The organism is Rufibacter sp. JT20002 (genome assembly GCF_056491185.1).
On sequence record NZ_JBSZJY010000001.1, the window covers coordinates 1,568,420 to 1,585,936 of the forward strand.

Sequence of the window (17,517 nt, forward strand, 5' to 3'; positions counted from 1 at the left end):
GAATGGCTTAAATGCAGCCTTCTAAAGTAACGGGTTTTGTGCCTGATTTCAGAAACATACGGCAAAAACAGAACGCGACAACCCGTAGTGGAGTTGTCGCGTTCTGTTTTTGCTTTCGGGAAAAGGCTTATCCTTCCTCTGAGGGCTCTTCCACAATGTTTCCTTCCTCAGATTTAAAGTTAGGGAACGCAGCATTGCCTTCTTTCAAGGCTTTGGCCAAGGCCGGGTTGGCTTGAAGTCGTTTGCTCACCTCGGGGTCCAGCATAACTTGGAAGATGGTCTTGAAATAAGGTTTGACCGAATAGCGCTTCTCAAAGGCCTCTCTTTCGGCACCTTTCAGGGCATTGACAGACTTTGCCCACTGCTCTAGCTCGGGCTTCATTTTATTCATTTCAGTGCCGGCCTCAATGGAGGCGCTCTTAATCAAAGCCATCGTTTTCTGGTCGTTTTTCTCCAGGAACGCGGCTTTCATCTTGGTGGCATACGTGTTCATAATCTTGTCCAACTTGACCTCAGTAGGGCTGATACCCGCTTGCGCGGAAATCAAAATGAAGGAAAAGGCCATGCTTAACAGGCCAGAGATAATCCACTTTTTCATATTCTTGCTTTTAAAGGGTTTAGCCACCGGTTCTCACCAGCGGGTTCAGGTATAGCAGTAGGTATAGATTAAGATTCTTTCTTTTTCTCGTCTGGCGAGGCAGCTTCCACCACTTTCACTTTGTCTTCGGCCTTGAGGCCATCCACCACCTGTATGTTGATGCCGTCAGACAAACCCGTTTTCACCAGTTTTTTCTGGAACTGTTGCGGCCCGGTCTCCACTTCCACAAACACGCTGTCTTTGCCTTTCTTGCCAAATTGCAGCAGGCCTTCCTTGATGGCTAGCACGTTCTGTTTCTGGTCTAGCACAATATCAGCGTTGGCGCTGTAACCGGCCCGCAGGAAATCGCCGGGCTGAAGCATCACCTGGGCTTTCACCTGGAACTTCACGGCTCCTTCCTCCAGCACGCCTTTGGGAGCGATATACTCCAGTTTGGCTTTGAACACCTTGTCCTCAATGGCGCCGATGGTGAGGTTCAGGTCCATGCCCTCGCGCAGCTTGCCCACTTCAGACTCGTCAATCTTGCCCTCGAAGATGAGGCTCTTCATATCGGCCACGGCCGCGATGGTGGTGCCCTCGTTGAAGTTGTTGCGCTCAATCACCGAAGCGCCCACTTTCACCGGCACGTCCAGCACCATGCCATCCACAGTGGAGATGATGATGTTAGAACCGCCCGTACGCCGTGAGGTACCCGATTTCACCAACTGGCGGTTGTTTTCGGCAGAAGTCAAGTCTTCCCGGCGCAGCTTGTAGTCCATCACGAACTTGTTGTATTCCTGCTCGGCGATTACTTTCTGGTCATACAGCATTTTCTGCCGGGCTAGCTCGCGCTTGGCCTGTTCAAAGGCGATGCGGGCAGTCTGCACGCTGGTCTCGGCGTTGTTCACGCTCACCATGTTGGGCACAATCCTGATTTTAGCAATGGTTTGTCCGGCCCGCACGGTCTGACCCGCCTCCACGTACAGCTCTTCCACAATGCCACTCACCTGCGGCTTTATCTGGATTTCCCTGCGTGGCACAATGGAGCCCGTGGCTACCGTCTTCTTCACGATGTTGGTGTAAAACGGCTTCTCGGTCTTATATACCACCGGGTCAGTGTTCGATTTCTTGTAGAAATAGTAGCCAATCCAGACGCTGCCGGCTACAAACAAGACGATGAATAAACCTAGGAATACCTTTTTCATGATTTCAATGTGCTAATGTGTTGATGTGCTAGTGTGCTATTTTAACTCTCCACCTCTTGTGATTTGCAGAGGTGTTTTAGTTTCATTTTCTATAATGCAGGCCTAAAACAGGACTTCATTTCTCTTCTGTTTGTATCGCTTTTCTTTCTTGTGCTGCACGCACCGTTTAGTACAGCATTAGCATATCAGCACATTGAAAAATCACCCCATTACCTTACTCATCCTTCAGGGCCTCCACAGGGTTTACCCGGGCAGCTTTAGTAGCCGGAATCAAGCCGGCAATGGCGCCCATGACCACCAGCAGCGTAATCGCCATCAAGGCCACCTGCGGGTCTACCTCGGGGTTATAGAAGAAGCCGGCATCTATCTCAAAGCGCTCCATAGCGTAATTAATCAAGGCCACCAGCCCGGTTCCGGCAATTAGTCCTGTAACCCCGGCAATACTGGTAATCACCACCGATTCCTGCAGAATTAAGCTAATCACCGACCACGGTGTAGCGCCCAGTGCTTTTCTGATGCCAATTTCCTTGGTTCGTTCCTTCACCACGATGAGCATGATATTACCCACCCCAATGATGCCCGCAATGATGGTCCCGATGCTCACAATCCAGCTGAACCCTGAGATGCCCGCGAACAGCCCCTGTACCTCCTGAAACTCTTTCTCCACGTTGGCTGACCCGAAGGCTTTCAAATCTGTAGGCGCAACTTGGTGGCGCTGGGCCAGCAAGGTTTTCACTTTCTCTTCTACCACCTCGGCGGGTACGCCCGGCGCGGGAATAATCTTGAAGTGCCCGATTCGGTTGGGCTGGTTGAACGTTTGCTGCAGCGTGGTATTAGGAATGTAAATGGTCTGGGAGGCATTCACAATGTCCTCGCCCTTGCCCACCGGCGTGAATATGCCCACCACCTGAAAGTAGCTGCCCTTGATGTTGATGTACTTACCCATGGGGTTTTCGCCGGGCTTGAACAAGACCTCCTGCACCCGCGGCCCAATCACGGCTACCTTGCGTTTCTCTTCGATGTCCAAGCGGTTCACAAACCGGCCCGTGCTGATGGTGAGCGGGTCTACGTACAACATCTCGGGGTAATCGCCGCTCACGCTGAAGGAGGAATTCTTATTGGCGTAGCTCACCGTAAACGTACCGTCTAGCCCGTTGCTGGGCGAGAGCACGCCTACCTCTGGCAGCTGCTCTTGAATAGCTTTCACGTCATCGTTGGTGAGGTGCACAAACCGTCCAGCCTTGAGGCCCATGTAAGGCACGCTGGTCCGCTGGGTCCAGACAAAGACTGCGTTCTTGGCCACGTTGAAGTCTTTGATGATGCCGTTCTCCAGCCCTTTGCCCGCGCCCAGCAAGAGCACCAGCATGAAGATGCCCCAGAACACGCCAAACGCCGTGAGCCCCGTCCGCAGCTTATGCTTCCGAACGGTGGCGTAAATCTCAGCCCATTTGTCTATGTCAATCATTTTAGTGGAGTTCTGAGTCCTGAGTCTAGAGTCCTAAGTTAATCTTCTTTTGAGCTTATTTCCAGAAACCGAACCGGAAACAACTTCTAAGTTTTTGGGAAAGAAGGTGTGGGGGCACCTGTCTCACCAATTCGTCATGTCTAATTTAATCTGCCCTGAGAGCTTCAATAGGCTTGATATTGGCAGCTTTTAAAGCGGGTACCAGGCCGGCCAAGGCACCGGCCAACACCAGCAGCACCGTGGCCGAAACCGCCACGCCCAGGTTCACCCCCGGGTTGGCGAAGAACGGCAAATCAGCGCCGGAGGCCTCCAGGGCATAGCGCATCAAGTCCAGCAAGCCTACACCTGCCAGCAAGCCCAGGTACCCCGAGAAAGCTGTTATCACCACTGATTCCTGCAAAATCATGCTCACAATAGAGACCGGGGTAGCACCTAAGGCTTTGCGCACGCCAATTTCACGGGTACGTTCCTTCACAATGATGAGCATAATGTTACTCACGCCTACAATCCCGGCAATGAGGGTACCTATGCCCACCACCCAGACAAACATGTTAATGCCGTTGAACAGCCCCATGATTTGCTCGTATTCTTTCTCGCCGTTGTTGATGTCCAACGCCTGCGCATCTTCTTGCGAGAACTTGTGCCGCTGGGCCAACAGGGCTTTTACTTTGTCTTCAATCACCTGCGCCTTCACACCCGGTTGGGCTACCATGGCCACTAACTGCACCTGGTTGGGCTGATTGTAAGTGTTCTGCAGGGTGGAAAACGGAATGTAGGCCCGTTCCTCACGCCGGCCGCCGTTGTTGCCGCGCACCGTGAAAATGCCTACCACCTTGAAGTGAATGCCTTGGATGTTCACGTATTCTTCTAAGCCAGTTTTGTCTTTGAATAGCACCTCGCGCACTTTCTCGCCTAAGACAATAACCTTGCGCTTCTCCTTGATGTCGTTCTCGTTGAGCAAGCGGCCTGCTTTAAGACGCTCACCGTTTACCTCCAGAAACTCGGGCGTAGCCCCGAAGACCTGGTATGAGCCATTCTCGGTTTTGTAGTTAATAGTGTACTCGCCCCAAATGCGGTTGCGAGGCGAGATAATCTGCACTTGCGGCACTTCCCGGGCAATGGTGGCTAAGTTTTCGTTGGTGAGTTTAATTTCCCGGCCTGGTCCTAAGCCAGCGTGCGCCATAGAAGATTTTCCGCCGGAAAAGAAGATGCTGTTCTTGGCGCCATCACCAAAACGGTTAAACACGCCGTTCTGCAAACCCTGCCCGAAACCCAGCAACATAACCAGCATGAAGATGCCCCAGAACACGCCAAAGGCGGTCAGGAAGGTACGGAGCTTGTTTTTCCGGATGGTACCCAGAATCTCCTGCCATTTGTCTACATCAAACATGCGCTGCGGGGTTAAGCTTGGGTATAGGCGACGGGCGTCAGGAAGTTCTCAGCTTTGTTGCCCAGACCATCATCCAGAATGAGGCCGTCTTTGAGCCTAATCACGCGCTGGGTCTGCTCCGCGATGTCGTTTTCGTGGGTCACTATAACTACGGTCATGCCTTCGCGGTGCACCTCCTTGAAAATTTCCATCACCTCATTGGTAGTGGTGGTATCCAGGGCGCCCGTTGGTTCGTCGGCCAAAATCAATTTGGGTTTGCTGATGAGCGCCCTAGCAATAGCTACCCGCTGGCGCTGCCCACCAGACATTTCGTTGGGCGAATGCTCTGCCCATTCTTTTAAACCTACGCGGTCCAGGTACTCCAGAGCCAATTTGTTTCGTTCCTTGCGGCCTATTTTTTGGTAATAGAGCGGCAAGGCCACATTTTCCATGGCGTTTTTGAACGAGAGCAGGTTGAAGCTCTGAAACACGAAGCCCAGAAACTTGTTTCGGTAATAGGCGGCTTTGGCTTGCGACAGGTTCTTGATGGGCGTCCCGGCCAGCGTATACTGCCCATGGTCATAATCGTCCAGAATACCCAGAATGTTGAGCAGCGTGGATTTACCCGAGCCCGAAGAACCCATAATAGATACCAATTCGCCTTCCCCAATGTGCAGGTCTATGCCCTTTAACACGTGCAGCCTGTTCTGCGCCATGGCATAGTACTTATGGATGTCCTGGAGCTGTATCATGGTTGACCTTGGTAAATGCCCGTAACAAATGACTTCAACTGAGGAAGTGACACTCTATAGATGCAACTTTCTCGGTGCTGGTTGCCTGCTTCATAAAGAGGTAACTGTTTTAAGCCAGTATTTTGTTAAACCGGCCCAAAACAGTCTATGTGAAAGCGACTTACCTTATTTGTAGCATTCACCTTATACTTATTACAACTCTTTCAAGACAAAATTTACCCGCTCCTCCCCTATGCTGAAGCACGAAAATGTTTCAAGGCTGGTTTGGGGAAAACAGACATAAAAGGTTTTCCAAATGGATATCCTACACTAATTCTGTCATTTTGGAAAGATCTTGTGGGCGAACCGATCAGCGTCTACTAAGCACTCTTTCCGTTTGTCACAAGGTCCTTTCAAGATGACAAAAAAGAGGGAGAAGAGAAGAGAAGAGAAGAGAAGAGAAGAGAAGAGAAGGCAATACCTTGTCTCTACAGTTCCAAACAAAAAGCCGCTCCTGTTTAGGAGCGGCTTTTTTTGAAAAGGCACAAGAATCAGATTACTGCGCCAGCGTTACTTTACGCTCTACGGTGTTGAACGGTCCAGGAATCACCTTGCCTGCATTGTCAATCAACTCCAGCTTGAAGGTGTTTTCGCCCATTGGCAAACCTTCTACCAGGTACGGCAACCACTGGTCTAAGATGAACTCATTGCCGTTGATGGTGGCGCGTACTTTGTTTCCGTCTTTGGCCAGTTTAGTGTTCACCAGGTAAAAATCCAGCATCACTTTGCGGGTGTCAGCGCCTTTGTACTCGCCTTTAGGGCGGCTATAGAAGAGATGCTGGCCACTTTCGTCAAACTTAGCGGCGTTGGCTGGGGCATTGCCTACGTTGATTACGCGCAGGTCATAGGCATCGTCGTGTTTGATACTTTCGTGGTAAGAACGTGACAGGAACGACAACACCACATGCTGCCCAGGCTTAATGGCTTTCTTGAACGTAGGCTTGTAGTGCGCGGTGTATGGCTCGTTGTCCACAATGTTGTGGATGTGCTGGCCTTCTTTAGAGTTGGCGTGCTCGTGGGTGCCGGCGTCTGAGGTCTGCTGGCTCAACTGGTAGTTTTTCACCTCGTAGTTAAACTGTACCGAGTCACCGGTCACTTTTCCGTTCTTCTCGGGCTGGTTCAGGTCCAGTTCGGCATCCGGAAAATCAACCGAGTTGCTGTAAGAATATACTTTCAGGCCTCCTTTTTCCATAGGGGTGCCCATAGCGCCCTGGTGCTGCACGCCGGCAGTATCGTGGGCCATGCCAGAATGGTCGGCGGTGGCGGTGGTATCTGTTGCCGCACTTGTTTCAGAACGTTTTCCGTCACAGGCGGTGGCCAGTAGCGTAGCGGCTATTGCCACAAATGATAGGTGTTTCTTTTTCATAGTAGGGTTTTCGTATAAGTACGTAGAATGTTTCAAAGATAGAAATTTCGTAACTTGCAGCACATTTTAAAAGACTTTCAAAAACACGTCAAGACAGGTTTATGAACGATAAATTGTTAGAAGAAATACCTTCTTTAGACTTAGCCGATTTCACCTCCGGCGACCCGGCCCGCAAAGCCGCTTTCGTGCAGGCAATGGGCGATGCGCACCAAAACATTGGCTTTGTGGCGTTGAAAAACCATGGCTTGAGCGATGAATTGACCGATGAACTGTACGCCGCCATCAAGAAATTCTTCGCCCTACCCGATGACGTAAAGCAGAAATACGAGATCCCCGGCCTGGCCGGACAGCGTGGTTACGTGGGCAAAGGAAAAGAGCACGCCAAAGGCCGCAACACCGGTGACCTGAAGGAGTTCTACCACGTGGGCCAGGAAGTAACCGACAACGACTCCATTAAAAACGAATACCCAGAGAACGTTTGGCCCGCAGAAACCCCCGAATTCCAGGGAGTGGCACTAGAGGCGTACAAACGTCTGGAGGCAGCCGGCAAACAAGTTCTGCGTGCTTTGGCTTTATACTTAGGTTTGTCTGAAGATTACTTTGACACCAAAGTTCACAACGGAAACAGCATCCTGCGCGCCATCCACTACTTCCCTATTGAAAACCCAGATGCCGTACCAGCTGATGCCGTACGCGCCGCTGAGCACGGTGACATTAACCTAATCACCTTGTTGATGGGTGCCTCCGCCGATGGTCTGCAAGTGCTTCGCCGCGACGGAAAATGGATTCCCATTACGGCCCTGCCAGAGCAAATCATTGTGAACGTAGGCGATATGCTGTCGCGCCACACCAACAACAAGCTGAAGTCTACCATCCACCGGGTAGTGAACCCACCGCGCGAGCTGATGCACACGTCCCGCTTCTCTATTCCGTTCTTCATGCACCCACGTTCTGAGATGGACCTGACTTGCCTGGAGGGCTGCATTGATGAGCAGAACCCAAAACAATTCCCTGACATCACGGCCGGCGAGTTCCTGAACGAGCGTCTGGTGGAGTTAGGACTCAAAAAATAATCTGTTTGCAGAAACATAGAAAGGGGCCTTTAGGGCTCCTTTCGTTTTTATGCCTATTTTTATAAAACCGGCTTAAAACGCGTCTCAACCCCTCGTCCTATTGCGCCCTCGTAATTATATTTTCTTGAAGGATGTGGCTTCGCTCTCGCTCACGGCGTTTGGCGGACCTCAGGCGCATATTGCCATGATGCTGCGCCTGCTGGTGGAAAAACGGGGATACATTACTGAAAAGGAACTGCTGGAGTTGAATGCGCTGTGCCAGATTTTGCCCGGTCCCTCCTCCACCCAGACCATCACGGCCATCGGGTTTAAAGTGGGTGGACCCAACCTCGCTTACCTCACGCTCCTAGTCTGGATTGCGCCCGCCGCGGTCATCATGATTGCAGCCGCGTTGATCATCTCCTTTCTGCAGGGACAAGGCGCTCCTCTGGGCTTTACCCGTTTTATCCAACCCATGGCAGTAGGTTTCGTGGCCTTTGCCGCCTGGCGGATCAGCTCAAAGGTAGTCTATACCAAAAGCGGCATCGTGATTATGGTGTTCTCCGCCATTCTAGCCTTCTTTTTCAGGTCGCCCTGGGTGTTTCCCCTGTTGCTTTTGCTAGGCGGCAGCTTAACCGCGCTTCGGTTTCAAAAACAGCCGGTACTGGAGAAAAAGCCGATGAAGGTAGAGTGGGCTAACTTTTTCCTTTTCCTGGGGGTCTTTATTGCGGCGGCCATTCTAGGTAGGTTCACGCAACTACGGGCCGTCTTGCTGTTTGAGAACTTCTACCGGAACGGCAGCCTCATTTTTGGCGGCGGCCAGGTCTTGATTCCGGTGATGTACACCGAATTCGTGGAGTTCAAAGCCTATTTATCCCCTAAAGAGTTTCTATCTGGTTTCGCGTTGGTGCAGGCCTTGCCAGGCCCGGTCTTTTCCTTCTGCTCGTACATTGGCACCTTATCCATGCGTCCGTACGGCTGGGGCGGACAGATTCTGGGCGGGGTAGTGACAACTATCGCCATTTTCCTGCCGGGCACGTTCCTGATTTTCTTTGTGATCCGTTTCTGGGAAGAACTCCGCAAATACCGCGTGATCCAAGCTTCTCTGGAAGGAATCAATGCCGTGGGCTGTGGCATGGTGTGTGCCGCCGCTATCATGCTGTACCATCCCATCGAGAACACGCCTTACAATTTCGGGTTGGTAGTGCTCACCTTTGCGTTGCTGCAATGGACAAAGATTCCAGCTCCTGCTTTAATTCTTGCTGGGTTAGTAGTTGGCTTACTCTTTCCCAACTAGAAGCACTTTAGCTCTAATTCTCAGAAAACAGCTTAAAAGCAGAAAGCCCCGTGAAGAGGCACTCCTCACAGGGCTTCTGTTTCATGTATGTAGCTTTTATAGGCTGTTCTGTTCTCTCAAGACACTCAGCAGATAATCACCATAACCGCTCTTACGCAGCGGTTCAGCGATACGCTGCAGTTGCTCGGCATTGATGAAACCCATGCGGTACGCCACTTCTTCTATCGCGCCTATCTTCAGTCCCTGACGTTCTTCAATTACCTGCACAAAGGTAGCAGCCTGCATCAATGACTGGATGGTACCGGTGTCTAACCAAGCGGTACCACGATCTAGGATACCCACTTTCAGTTTGCCTTGGCGGAGGTACTCTTTGTTCACATCGGTGATCTCGTACTCGCCGCGGGGGCTAGGCTCCAGGTTCTTAGCGATGTCTACCACATCGTTGTCATAGAAGTAAAGGCCCGGCACAGCGTAGCTTGATTTTGGCTGCTTCGGCTTCTCTTCAATGGAAATGGCTTTCATGTCGTCGTCAAACTCCACCACGCCGTAACGCTCCGGGTCTTGCACGTGGTAAGCATACACCACGCCGCCATCTGGGTCATTGTTAGCTTGCAGGAGTTTGCTCATGCCTGATCCGTAGAAGATGTTGTCTCCCAGAATCAAAGCGGCTTTGTCATTTCCAATGAAATCGGCGCCTAACACAAACGCCTGGGCCAGTCCGTTAGGAACTTCCTGTACCTGGTAGCTGAAGTTACACCCAATCTGGCTACCATCGCCCAGCAGGCGCTCAAACATGGGCAGGTCATGCGGGGTGGAGATAATCAGGATGTCTCTGATTCCGGCCAGCATCAATGTGGACAGCGGATAATAGATCATCGGTTTGTCATACACCGGCATCAGCTGCTTGCTAACGGCCAGCGTGAGCGGATGTAATCTTGTTCCTGAGCCTCCGGCTAAGACGATTCCTTTCATGGTCTTATTTCTGGTTGTAGATGAAATCTTGGTTATCACGGAACCAGGCCAACGTCCTCTGCAGACCTTCCTGGATTCTAATTTGCGGGTTGTAGCCTAACAGACGCTGCGCTTTAGAAATATCAGCCAAGCTGTCTCTGATATCACCGGCCCGTTCCGGACCGTACTCGGCCTGCACATCAACACCTGCTTCTTCTTTCAAGATGTTGAACAAATCGTTCAAAGAAGTCCGGTCACCTACCGCGATGTTGTACACCTGGTTGATCGCCTCTGGGTTCTCCACCAACGCAGCGCGGATGTTTGCCTCCACGCAGTTCTCCACGAAGGTGAAATCACGGGTTTGCTCGCCATCGCCGTTCATTCTTGGTCCGCGGTTGTTAAGCACCGCATCAATGAACAACGGAATCACCGCCGCATACGCCCCATTTGGGTCCTGCCGTGGTCCGAAGATATTGAAGTACCGCAATCCGATGATTTCCATGCCGTAAGTTTTCCCGAACACATCGGCGTACAACTCATTGGCGTACTTGGTCACCGCATAGGGAGAAAGTGGCTTGCCAATCTTATCTTCTACTTTGGGCAGCGATTTGCTGTCACCGTAGGTAGAAGAAGAGGCGGCGTAGACAAAGCGCTTTACGTTCTGTTCTTTGGCGGCCATGAGCATGTTCACAAAACCACTCACGTTCACCTCATTGGACGTTACCGGGTCTTTCACGCTTCTAGGTACTGAGCCTAAAGCGGCTTGGTGCAATACCACGTCCATACCTTCGCAGGCTTTCATGCAGGCCTGCAGATCCCGGATATCTCCTTCCAGCACTTCCAGTCTGTCGTTACCTTGGAAAGCTTTCAGGTTCTTGTGGAATCCGTTGGAGTAATCATCCAGTACCCGCACTTTCTTGGCGTTGTACTTCAAGAGATACTCCACTAAGTTGGAACCGATAAATCCGGCGCCGCCGGTCACTAGAAAGGATTTTTGCTCAAGAGAGCCATTATGAAAAGGATGCTCGTACACGGGGAATTAATTACGAATGAAGACTTATAAATCTGGGGTTTAAGGCTTGTTTTCAGAAAACTGAATAAAAACAGGTTTCCTTTTGCCTGATTTGATTCTCTTTAACTTTAAGTTAGATACCTTCCAGAGGAATTATTCTGGCTGGTCAATAGCTTAAACCAAAATGCGTTTACAGGCTGCTTTCTGGAAAACAACCTGTAAACGCATCACTTAGATTTAGCGGGCATATTGCTCGTTGTAGTATTCCTGGTAGCTACCTGAGGTTACATTTTGCAGCCACTCCTCATTTTGCAGGTACCAGTCTACGGTTTTCTCCAAGCCTTCCTCAAACGTCACCGATGGTTTCCAGCCCAACTCGTTCATGATCTTGGAAGAGTCTATGGCGTAGCGTAAATCGTGGCCAGCTCTGTCAGTGACAAAGGTGATGAGTTTACGGGAGGTGCCTGGCTCACGGTTCAGTTTCTGGTCCATGATGTCGCACAGCAGGTGAATCAGGTCAATGTTGCGCCACTCGTTCACCCCGCCTATGTTGTAAGTATCGCCTTCTTTGCCTTTGTGGAACACATCGTCGATGGCGCGGGCGTGGTCAATCACGTACAACCAATCTCTGATGTTCTCGCCTTTGCCGTATACCGGCACCGGTTTGTTGTTCTTGATGTTGTTCAGCGCCAGCGGAATCAGTTTCTCAGGAAAGTGATTAGGGCCGTAGTTATTGGAGCAGTTGGATACTTTCACCGGCAAACCGTACGTGTGGTAATACGCTCGCACGAAGTGGTCTGAACTGGCTTTTGAAGCCGAGTAAGGAGACCGGGGATCGTATTTGGTTTCCTCAGTGAACATGCCTTCTTCGCCCAGTGAACCGTACACCTCATCTGTAGAGATGTGGTAGAACACTTTCCCGGAGTAGTCAGATTTCCAGAGTTCTTTGGCGGCATGCAGCAGGTTGCAGGTTCCGTTCACGTTGGTGCGCACAAACGCCATTGGGTCTGTGATGGAACGGTCTACATGCGACTCAGCAGCCAAGTGCATTACGGCATCAAACTGGTGCTCTTGGAACAAATCGTTGATGTATTCCTGGTCAGTGATGTCACCTTTGATGAAGGTGTAGTTAGAAGCATCTTCAATGTCCGTCAGGTTCTGAAGATTGCCCGCATAGGTAAGCTTATCCAGGTTGAAGATTTGATAGTTTGGATACTTGGTCACAAATAACCGCACTACATGGGAACCGATAAAGCCAGCTCCGCCTGTGATTAAAATTTTCATTCTATCTGATATTAACTTCTAGTTCTTCATCAATTGCTGCTGCCAAGCCCAAGAACTGCCTAAACTGTCTTCCAAAGACAAGGATGTTTGAAAGCCAAGTTCCTGAGTGGCTTTGGTCACATCAGCGTAGATGGCAGGAACGTCACCGGCACGGCGTGGGCCAATTTTGTAGTTGAACTTCTGGCCAGTAGCCTTTTCAAAAGCCTTTATTACTTCCAACACGCTGCTGCCTTGTCCGGTCCCGATGTTGAAAACCTCGTAAGGCAAGGCCTCTGGTTTCTCTAACCGTTTGATGGCGGCTACGTGTGCTTTGGCCAAATCCACTACGTGCACGTAATCCCGGATATTACTTCCATCCGGTGTATCGTAGTCGGTCCCAAATACGGTTAGACTCTCCCGGATACCAGCGGCAGTTTGGGTGATGAAAGGCACCAAATTGCTTGGGATACCCAGCGGCAACTCCCCAATCAAGGCTGACTCATGCGCGCCTACCGGATTAAAGTACCGAAGGGCGATAGACTTCACGGAATAACTTCCACTGTTGGCCACATCCTGCAAGATCTCCTCGTCAATCTTCTTGGTATTACCATAAGGCGAGTTGGCTTTCTGCGTAGGAGTCTCTTCCGTTACCGGAAGTTGCTCCGGGATACCATACACCGTACAGGAAGAGGAGAATACCAACTGAGTTACCTTATTGGCTTCCATCACCTGCAACAAGGTTACCAATCCGGCTACGTTGTTGTGGTAGTACTTCAAAGGCTCTTTCACCGACTCTCCCACTGCCTTGTAAGCCGCGAAGTGGATTACGCCCGTAATGTCGCCTTCGTTTGAGAAAACTTCCTGTAACGCAGCGGCATCGGTGCAATCTACTTTATAGCAGGGTACTTCTTTGCCCAAAATCTGGGTAAGTCCCTCCAGCACCCGTTCCTCAGAATTGCTGAAATTATCAACGATGATGGGTGTATAACCGGCCTGTGCCAGTTCTACCACGGTGTGGGAGCCAATATAGCCTGCTCCGCCGGTGACAAGAATTTTACTCATAAGAATAGATTATAAGCTCCAGTAAGGCAAGGTATTGATTTTTCCGCGATAAATTCCTTTCAAGTCAATGACAATAGGGTTGTCGGCGGAGATGCTCTGGAAATAGCTTTCATCAAGCTCCAGGTAATCTTTATGGTTTACGGCTACGACCACCGCATCATAGTCATTGCTTGGGTTAGCCGTTAAGGCAAAACCGTACTCGTGCTCCAGTTCTTCAGAGGAAGCATAAGGATCCACCACGTCTACCTGCACCCCGAAACTCTTCAGTTCGTTGATGACATCAGCTACCTTTGAGTTACGGATATCTTCCACGTTCTCTTTGAAGGTAGCACCCATCACTAAGACTTTGGCTTTGGAGATAGCTTTTCCTTCTTTGATCATCATCTTGATGGCTTTACTGGCCACATAGGCTCCCATGCCGTCATTGATGGTACGCCCGCTCAGGATGATTTTGGAGTCATAGCCCAGCGCTTTGGCTTTGTAGGTCAGATAATAAGGATCCACGCCAATGCAGTGACCGCCTACCAAGCCAGGGAAGAACTTCAGGAAGTTCCACTTAGTACCAGAGGCCTCCAATACTTCGTAGGTATTGATGTTCATCCGATCAAAGATGATAGACAGCTCGTTCATCAAGGCGATGTTCACATCACGCTGAGTGTTTTCAATGATCTTAGCGGCCTCAGCAACTTTAATAGAAGAAGCACGGTGCACACCCGCCTGAATCACCAATTCGTACACTTTGGCGATGATATCCAAGGACTCTGCGTCACAGCCAGACACCACTTTCACGATCTTGGTAAGCGTGTGCTCTTTGTCACCTGGGTTGATACGCTCCGGAGAGTAACCTACTTTGAAATCAGAAGGAAACTTAAGGCCAGACTCGCGCTCCAAGATCGGAATACAATCCTCTTCGGTACAGCCTGGGTAAACGGTTGATTCATACACCACGTAATCCCCTTCCTTCAACACCTTTCCTACAGTTGTGGAGGCACCAAGCAAAGGCTTGAGATCTGGTAACGCATGGTTATCGATAGGAGTAGGTACGGCTACAATGAAAAACCGGGCCTCTCTTAACACTTCCAGGTCATTGGTGAAGGTGATATCACATCCTTCAAACGCAGATGATTCCAGCTCACCGCTAGGATCTACGTTGTTTTTCATCAACTCTACCCGTTTGGCATTGATGTCAAATCCAATCACACTTAATTTCTTGGCGAACTCCAGGGCAATGGGAAGTCCTACATATCCTAATCCGATGACCGCCAGTTTGGCTTCTTTGTTGAGGAGTTGTTGGTACACAATTAATCTATTTGAATGGATGATTTGGTTACTATGTTACTTTCTAAAATATATTTCTCACCCGTTTCTGGGCAAACTGCTTCATGATTCTCGTTGAAGACCAGTTTATGACCGGCTTCACTCACCCAGCCGTATTGCTTAGATGGGTTCCCGTACACCAGCGCATAAGGCAGCACGTCTTTGGTGACGACCGCTCCAGCACCAATAAGGGCATAGGCGCCAATAGTGTGGCCGCAAACAATAGTGGCATTGGCTCCTATACTAGCCCCTTTCTGCACCAAGGTTTTTTGGTATTCGCCGCGACGGTTAATGGCGCTTCTAGGATTGAGTACGTTAGTGAACACCATGGAAGGCCCCAAGAAGACATCGTCTTCACAGACCACACCACTGTACACCGACACGTTATTTTGTATTTTGACATTTTCCCCTAAAATGACTCCGGGGGAGATTACCACATTTTGGCCAATGTTGCAGCGCTTACCTATCACACAATCAGACATGATGTGCGAAAAATGCCAGATTTTTGTTCCCTCGCCAATGTGGCAACCTTCGTCAATGACAGCGGTTTCATGGGCAGTGTACACAGAAGCAGGTTGGTTCATGGAAGCAGGAACTTGTTTAAAGAGCCGAGCTCTTTACGGATAACCGCTCTATTTAGATATTAAATTTTGCAGGCGCAAAGGTAGGAGTTTTTATAATAATTTTAGGTAAGGTGGTTGTATTCATGATGCTTCAGAAGAAAATTAACTCCAAACCGCCTCCACCATCCGTTCTTTCCCACGCAGATCTTGATAAACCTGGACCTCCCGATAGCCCATTTGACGCAACATCTCTTTTGTCTCCGGCGCGAACCGTTCATTTATCTCGAAGAACAACTTGCCCCCTTTTTTCAAAAGCTGCTGCGCCACCACCGCAATGCGCCGGTAAAAAAGAAGGGGATCTTCATTGGGCACAAACAAGGCCAGGTGCGGCTCAAAGGCAAGTACATTCTCGCGCATCTGGGTCTTCTCTTCCTCCAGCACGTACGGCGGGTTACTGATGATAGCATCTAAGCTTTGAGCCTCAATAGCCGGAATTTCCTGTAGAATATCTTGCTGCAGCCAGGTGATTTGTTGCCCCAATCTCTCTGCATTGCCCCTGGCTATAGCTAAAGCCTCAGAAGAGACATCTAGTCCCCAAACTTGGGCGTTTACTAATTCAGCGGCAAGGGTGATAGGAATACATCCACTGCCGGTGCCAATGTCCAGCAACTTCGCCGATGGACGGTGCTGATAGGTTTTGATGACCCGCTGCACCAGTTCCTCTGTCTCAGGCCGGGGGATTAAGACAGCGGGCGAAACGAGAAAGTCCCGGCCGTAAAAGGACGCTTCCCCCAGCACGTACTGCACAGGTTCATGCTGCAATAGACGCACCAAGTACTTTTCCACCTGCTCATGAAGAATAGGTGGCAATTCTTCCCGCCGGCGTTGCAGGAGGTCAAACCTACCTATTCCTAAGACGTGCTGCAGAACCCACTCAGCCAAGGTGCAGGCCTCCGGCTTTTCATAGATCTCCTCCAACTGGTGAGTCAAACGCTCTAAAACGGCTTCAATGGTTTGCATACAGGCACTTTTGGGCAAGTTCTGAAAAAACACCCGATATTCGGCCATAGATCATGAAAGGGAGCGTAAACACTAGAGATGAATACAGATCAGAAATACATGCGGCGGGCGTTGGATTTAGCGGCACTAGGTAGTGGCTGGGCACGCCCCAACCCCATTGTAGGATGCGTGGTAGTGCACCAGAAAAGAATCATTGGGGAAGGCTGGCACCAGAAATATGGCGGTCCGCACGCCGAGGTCAACGCCATCAACAGCGTCCAGGACAAGAGCCTGCTCCCGAATAGCCGAGTGTATGTCACCTTGGAGCCATGCTCCCATTATGGAAAAACGCCTCCTTGTGCTGATTTCTTGATCCAGCATGGCGTCCGCGATGTCGTGATCTGCAACACAGACCCTAATCCACTGGTGGCAGGAAGAGGTATCCAGAAACTGGTAGACGCCGGCTGTAAGGTCCACATAGGAGTTCTGGAGGCAGAGGGCCTGGAGTTGAACAAACGCTTTTTCACGTTCCAGACCCAGAAACGTCCTTACCTGGTTTTGAAATGGGCAGAGTCGGCGGATGGGTTTATTGCCTTGCCGGGCTACCAATCCCATCCTATTTCTGGCTCTTTAGCAAAGCAATTGGTTCACAAGTGGCGTACCGAGGAACAGGCGATTCTGGTAGGCACCCGCACGGCTCTGCATGACAACCCCCAGTTAAACGTGCGTCACTGGCCCGGCCCAGCCCCGTTAAGGATAGCCATTGACAAGCAACTGAGCATCCCGGATACCCATCACCTGCTGGACGGCTCCCAACCCACCCTGCTCTATACCCTGCAAGAAAAGCAGGCGACTGCCCAAACTGAGTTTGCCACCCTCTCTTCTGAGACCGATTTTCTTCCCCAAATGATTACCGACCTTTATCAACGCAACGTGCAGTCTGTGTTGGTGGAAGGAGGCACGGTTTTACTGGAGGCGCTGCTGCAAGCCAACTTTTGGGATGAAATCAGAGTTCTGAAAAGCCCGAAGAAACTGACTGAAGGCATTAAATCCCCTTATCTACCGGCCATGCCTTTCGTCTCGCGGGAGAAACTTGGGGATGACGAGATAACGGTTTACCGGAACACACACCCAAGGCCTTGAAGATGATTTCACTGCTTTCGCATTGATTTAGCAAAACCACTTCCTAAACAGGAAGCAGGCAGGTATACCCGAGGACAGTTGCTCC

The 17,517-nt window shown here is 50.4% G+C and carries 16 protein-coding genes; 3 read left to right on the plus strand and 13 right to left on the minus strand.

All coding sequences use genetic code 11. From position 1 onward, the window contains the following. Window positions 1-127: 127 nt before the first annotated feature. From ACW9SV_RS06175 to ACW9SV_RS06200, 6 genes are all read right to left on the minus strand, one after another. The gene (locus ACW9SV_RS06175) at window positions 128-598 is read right to left on the minus strand and encodes a hypothetical protein (RefSeq protein WP_479555866.1); all 471 of its coding nucleotides are present in this window, start codon (window positions 596-598) and stop codon (window positions 128-130) included. 68 nt (window positions 599-666) lie between these two features. Next, complete coding sequence (locus ACW9SV_RS06180) at window positions 667-1,782, minus strand: efflux RND transporter periplasmic adaptor subunit (protein ID WP_479555867.1); 1,116 nt, start codon at window positions 1,780-1,782, stop codon at window positions 667-669. 214 nt (window positions 1,783-1,996) lie between these two features. Continuing rightward, entirely contained in the window at window positions 1,997-3,247 is a 1,251-nt protein-coding gene (locus ACW9SV_RS06185; RefSeq protein ID WP_479555868.1) for an ABC transporter permease, read from the minus strand. 145 nt (window positions 3,248-3,392) lie between these two features. Then, complete coding sequence (locus ACW9SV_RS06190; RefSeq protein ID WP_479555869.1) at window positions 3,393-4,637, minus strand: ABC transporter permease; 1,245 nt, start codon at window positions 4,635-4,637, stop codon at window positions 3,393-3,395. A gap of 11 nt (window positions 4,638-4,648) precedes the next feature. Continuing rightward, a complete protein-coding gene (locus ACW9SV_RS06195; protein ID WP_479555870.1) occupies window positions 4,649-5,368 on the minus strand; it encodes an ABC transporter ATP-binding protein in 720 nt (239 codons plus the stop codon). Between the two features lie 535 nt (window positions 5,369-5,903). Continuing rightward, entirely contained in the window at window positions 5,904-6,773 is an 870-nt protein-coding gene (locus tag ACW9SV_RS06200) for a hypothetical protein (RefSeq protein WP_479555871.1), read from the minus strand. A gap of 101 nt (window positions 6,774-6,874) precedes the next feature. On the opposite strand from ACW9SV_RS06200, the gene ACW9SV_RS06205 reads away from it, so the two are divergent. Further along, window positions 6,875-7,846 carry an isopenicillin N synthase family dioxygenase gene (locus ACW9SV_RS06205; protein ID WP_479555872.1) on the plus strand — a complete coding sequence of 324 codons (972 nt, stop codon included), beginning with the start codon at window positions 6,875-6,877 and terminating at the stop codon, window positions 7,844-7,846. A 100-nt stretch (window positions 7,847-7,946) separates the two neighbouring features. Continuing rightward, window positions 7,947-9,122: a chromate efflux transporter gene (gene chrA, locus ACW9SV_RS06210; RefSeq protein WP_479555873.1), complete on the plus strand. Its 1,176-nt coding sequence runs from the start codon at window positions 7,947-7,949 to the stop codon at window positions 9,120-9,122. Window positions 9,123-9,218: 96 nt separating this feature from the next. Here chrA and rfbA read toward each other — a convergent pair whose 3' ends face one another. The 7 genes from rfbA to prmC all read right to left on the minus strand — a co-directional run bounded on the left by rfbA (window position 9,219) and on the right by prmC (window position 16,310). Beyond that, the gene (rfbA, locus tag ACW9SV_RS06215) at window positions 9,219-10,094 is read right to left on the minus strand and encodes a glucose-1-phosphate thymidylyltransferase RfbA (protein ID WP_479555874.1); all 876 of its coding nucleotides are present in this window, start codon (window positions 10,092-10,094) and stop codon (window positions 9,219-9,221) included. 4 nt (window positions 10,095-10,098) lie between these two features. Then, window positions 10,099-11,106: an SDR family oxidoreductase gene (locus tag ACW9SV_RS06220; protein ID WP_479555875.1), complete on the minus strand. Its 1,008-nt coding sequence runs from the start codon at window positions 11,104-11,106 to the stop codon at window positions 10,099-10,101. A 216-nt stretch (window positions 11,107-11,322) separates the two neighbouring features. Then, window positions 11,323-12,369 carry a dTDP-glucose 4,6-dehydratase gene (gene rfbB, locus ACW9SV_RS06225; RefSeq protein ID WP_479555876.1) on the minus strand — a complete coding sequence of 349 codons (1,047 nt, stop codon included), beginning with the start codon at window positions 12,367-12,369 and terminating at the stop codon, window positions 11,323-11,325. 18 nt (window positions 12,370-12,387) lie between these two features. Further along, window positions 12,388-13,410, minus strand: coding sequence for a UDP-glucose 4-epimerase GalE (galE, locus tag ACW9SV_RS06230; RefSeq protein ID WP_479555877.1), 1,023 nt, complete (start codon window positions 13,408-13,410; stop codon window positions 12,388-12,390). 9 nt (window positions 13,411-13,419) lie between these two features. Continuing rightward, a complete protein-coding gene (locus tag ACW9SV_RS06235) occupies window positions 13,420-14,709 on the minus strand; it encodes a nucleotide sugar dehydrogenase (protein WP_479555878.1) in 1,290 nt (429 codons plus the stop codon). A gap of 2 nt (window positions 14,710-14,711) precedes the next feature. Next, entirely contained in the window at window positions 14,712-15,311 is a 600-nt protein-coding gene (locus tag ACW9SV_RS06240) for an acyltransferase (protein WP_479555879.1), read from the minus strand. A gap of 141 nt (window positions 15,312-15,452) precedes the next feature. Continuing rightward, on the minus strand, window positions 15,453-16,310 hold the full coding sequence (prmC, locus tag ACW9SV_RS06245; protein WP_479555880.1) for a peptide chain release factor N(5)-glutamine methyltransferase: 858 nt from the start codon (window positions 16,308-16,310) through the stop codon (window positions 15,453-15,455). Window positions 16,311-16,388: 78 nt separating this feature from the next. Here prmC and ribD point away from each other — a divergent pair, with 78 nt between their 5' ends. Then, on the plus strand, window positions 16,389-17,432 hold the full coding sequence (gene ribD, locus ACW9SV_RS06250) for a bifunctional diaminohydroxyphosphoribosylaminopyrimidine deaminase/5-amino-6-(5-phosphoribosylamino)uracil reductase RibD (RefSeq protein WP_479555881.1): 1,044 nt from the start codon (window positions 16,389-16,391) through the stop codon (window positions 17,430-17,432). Window positions 17,433-17,517: the final 85 nt, after the last annotated feature.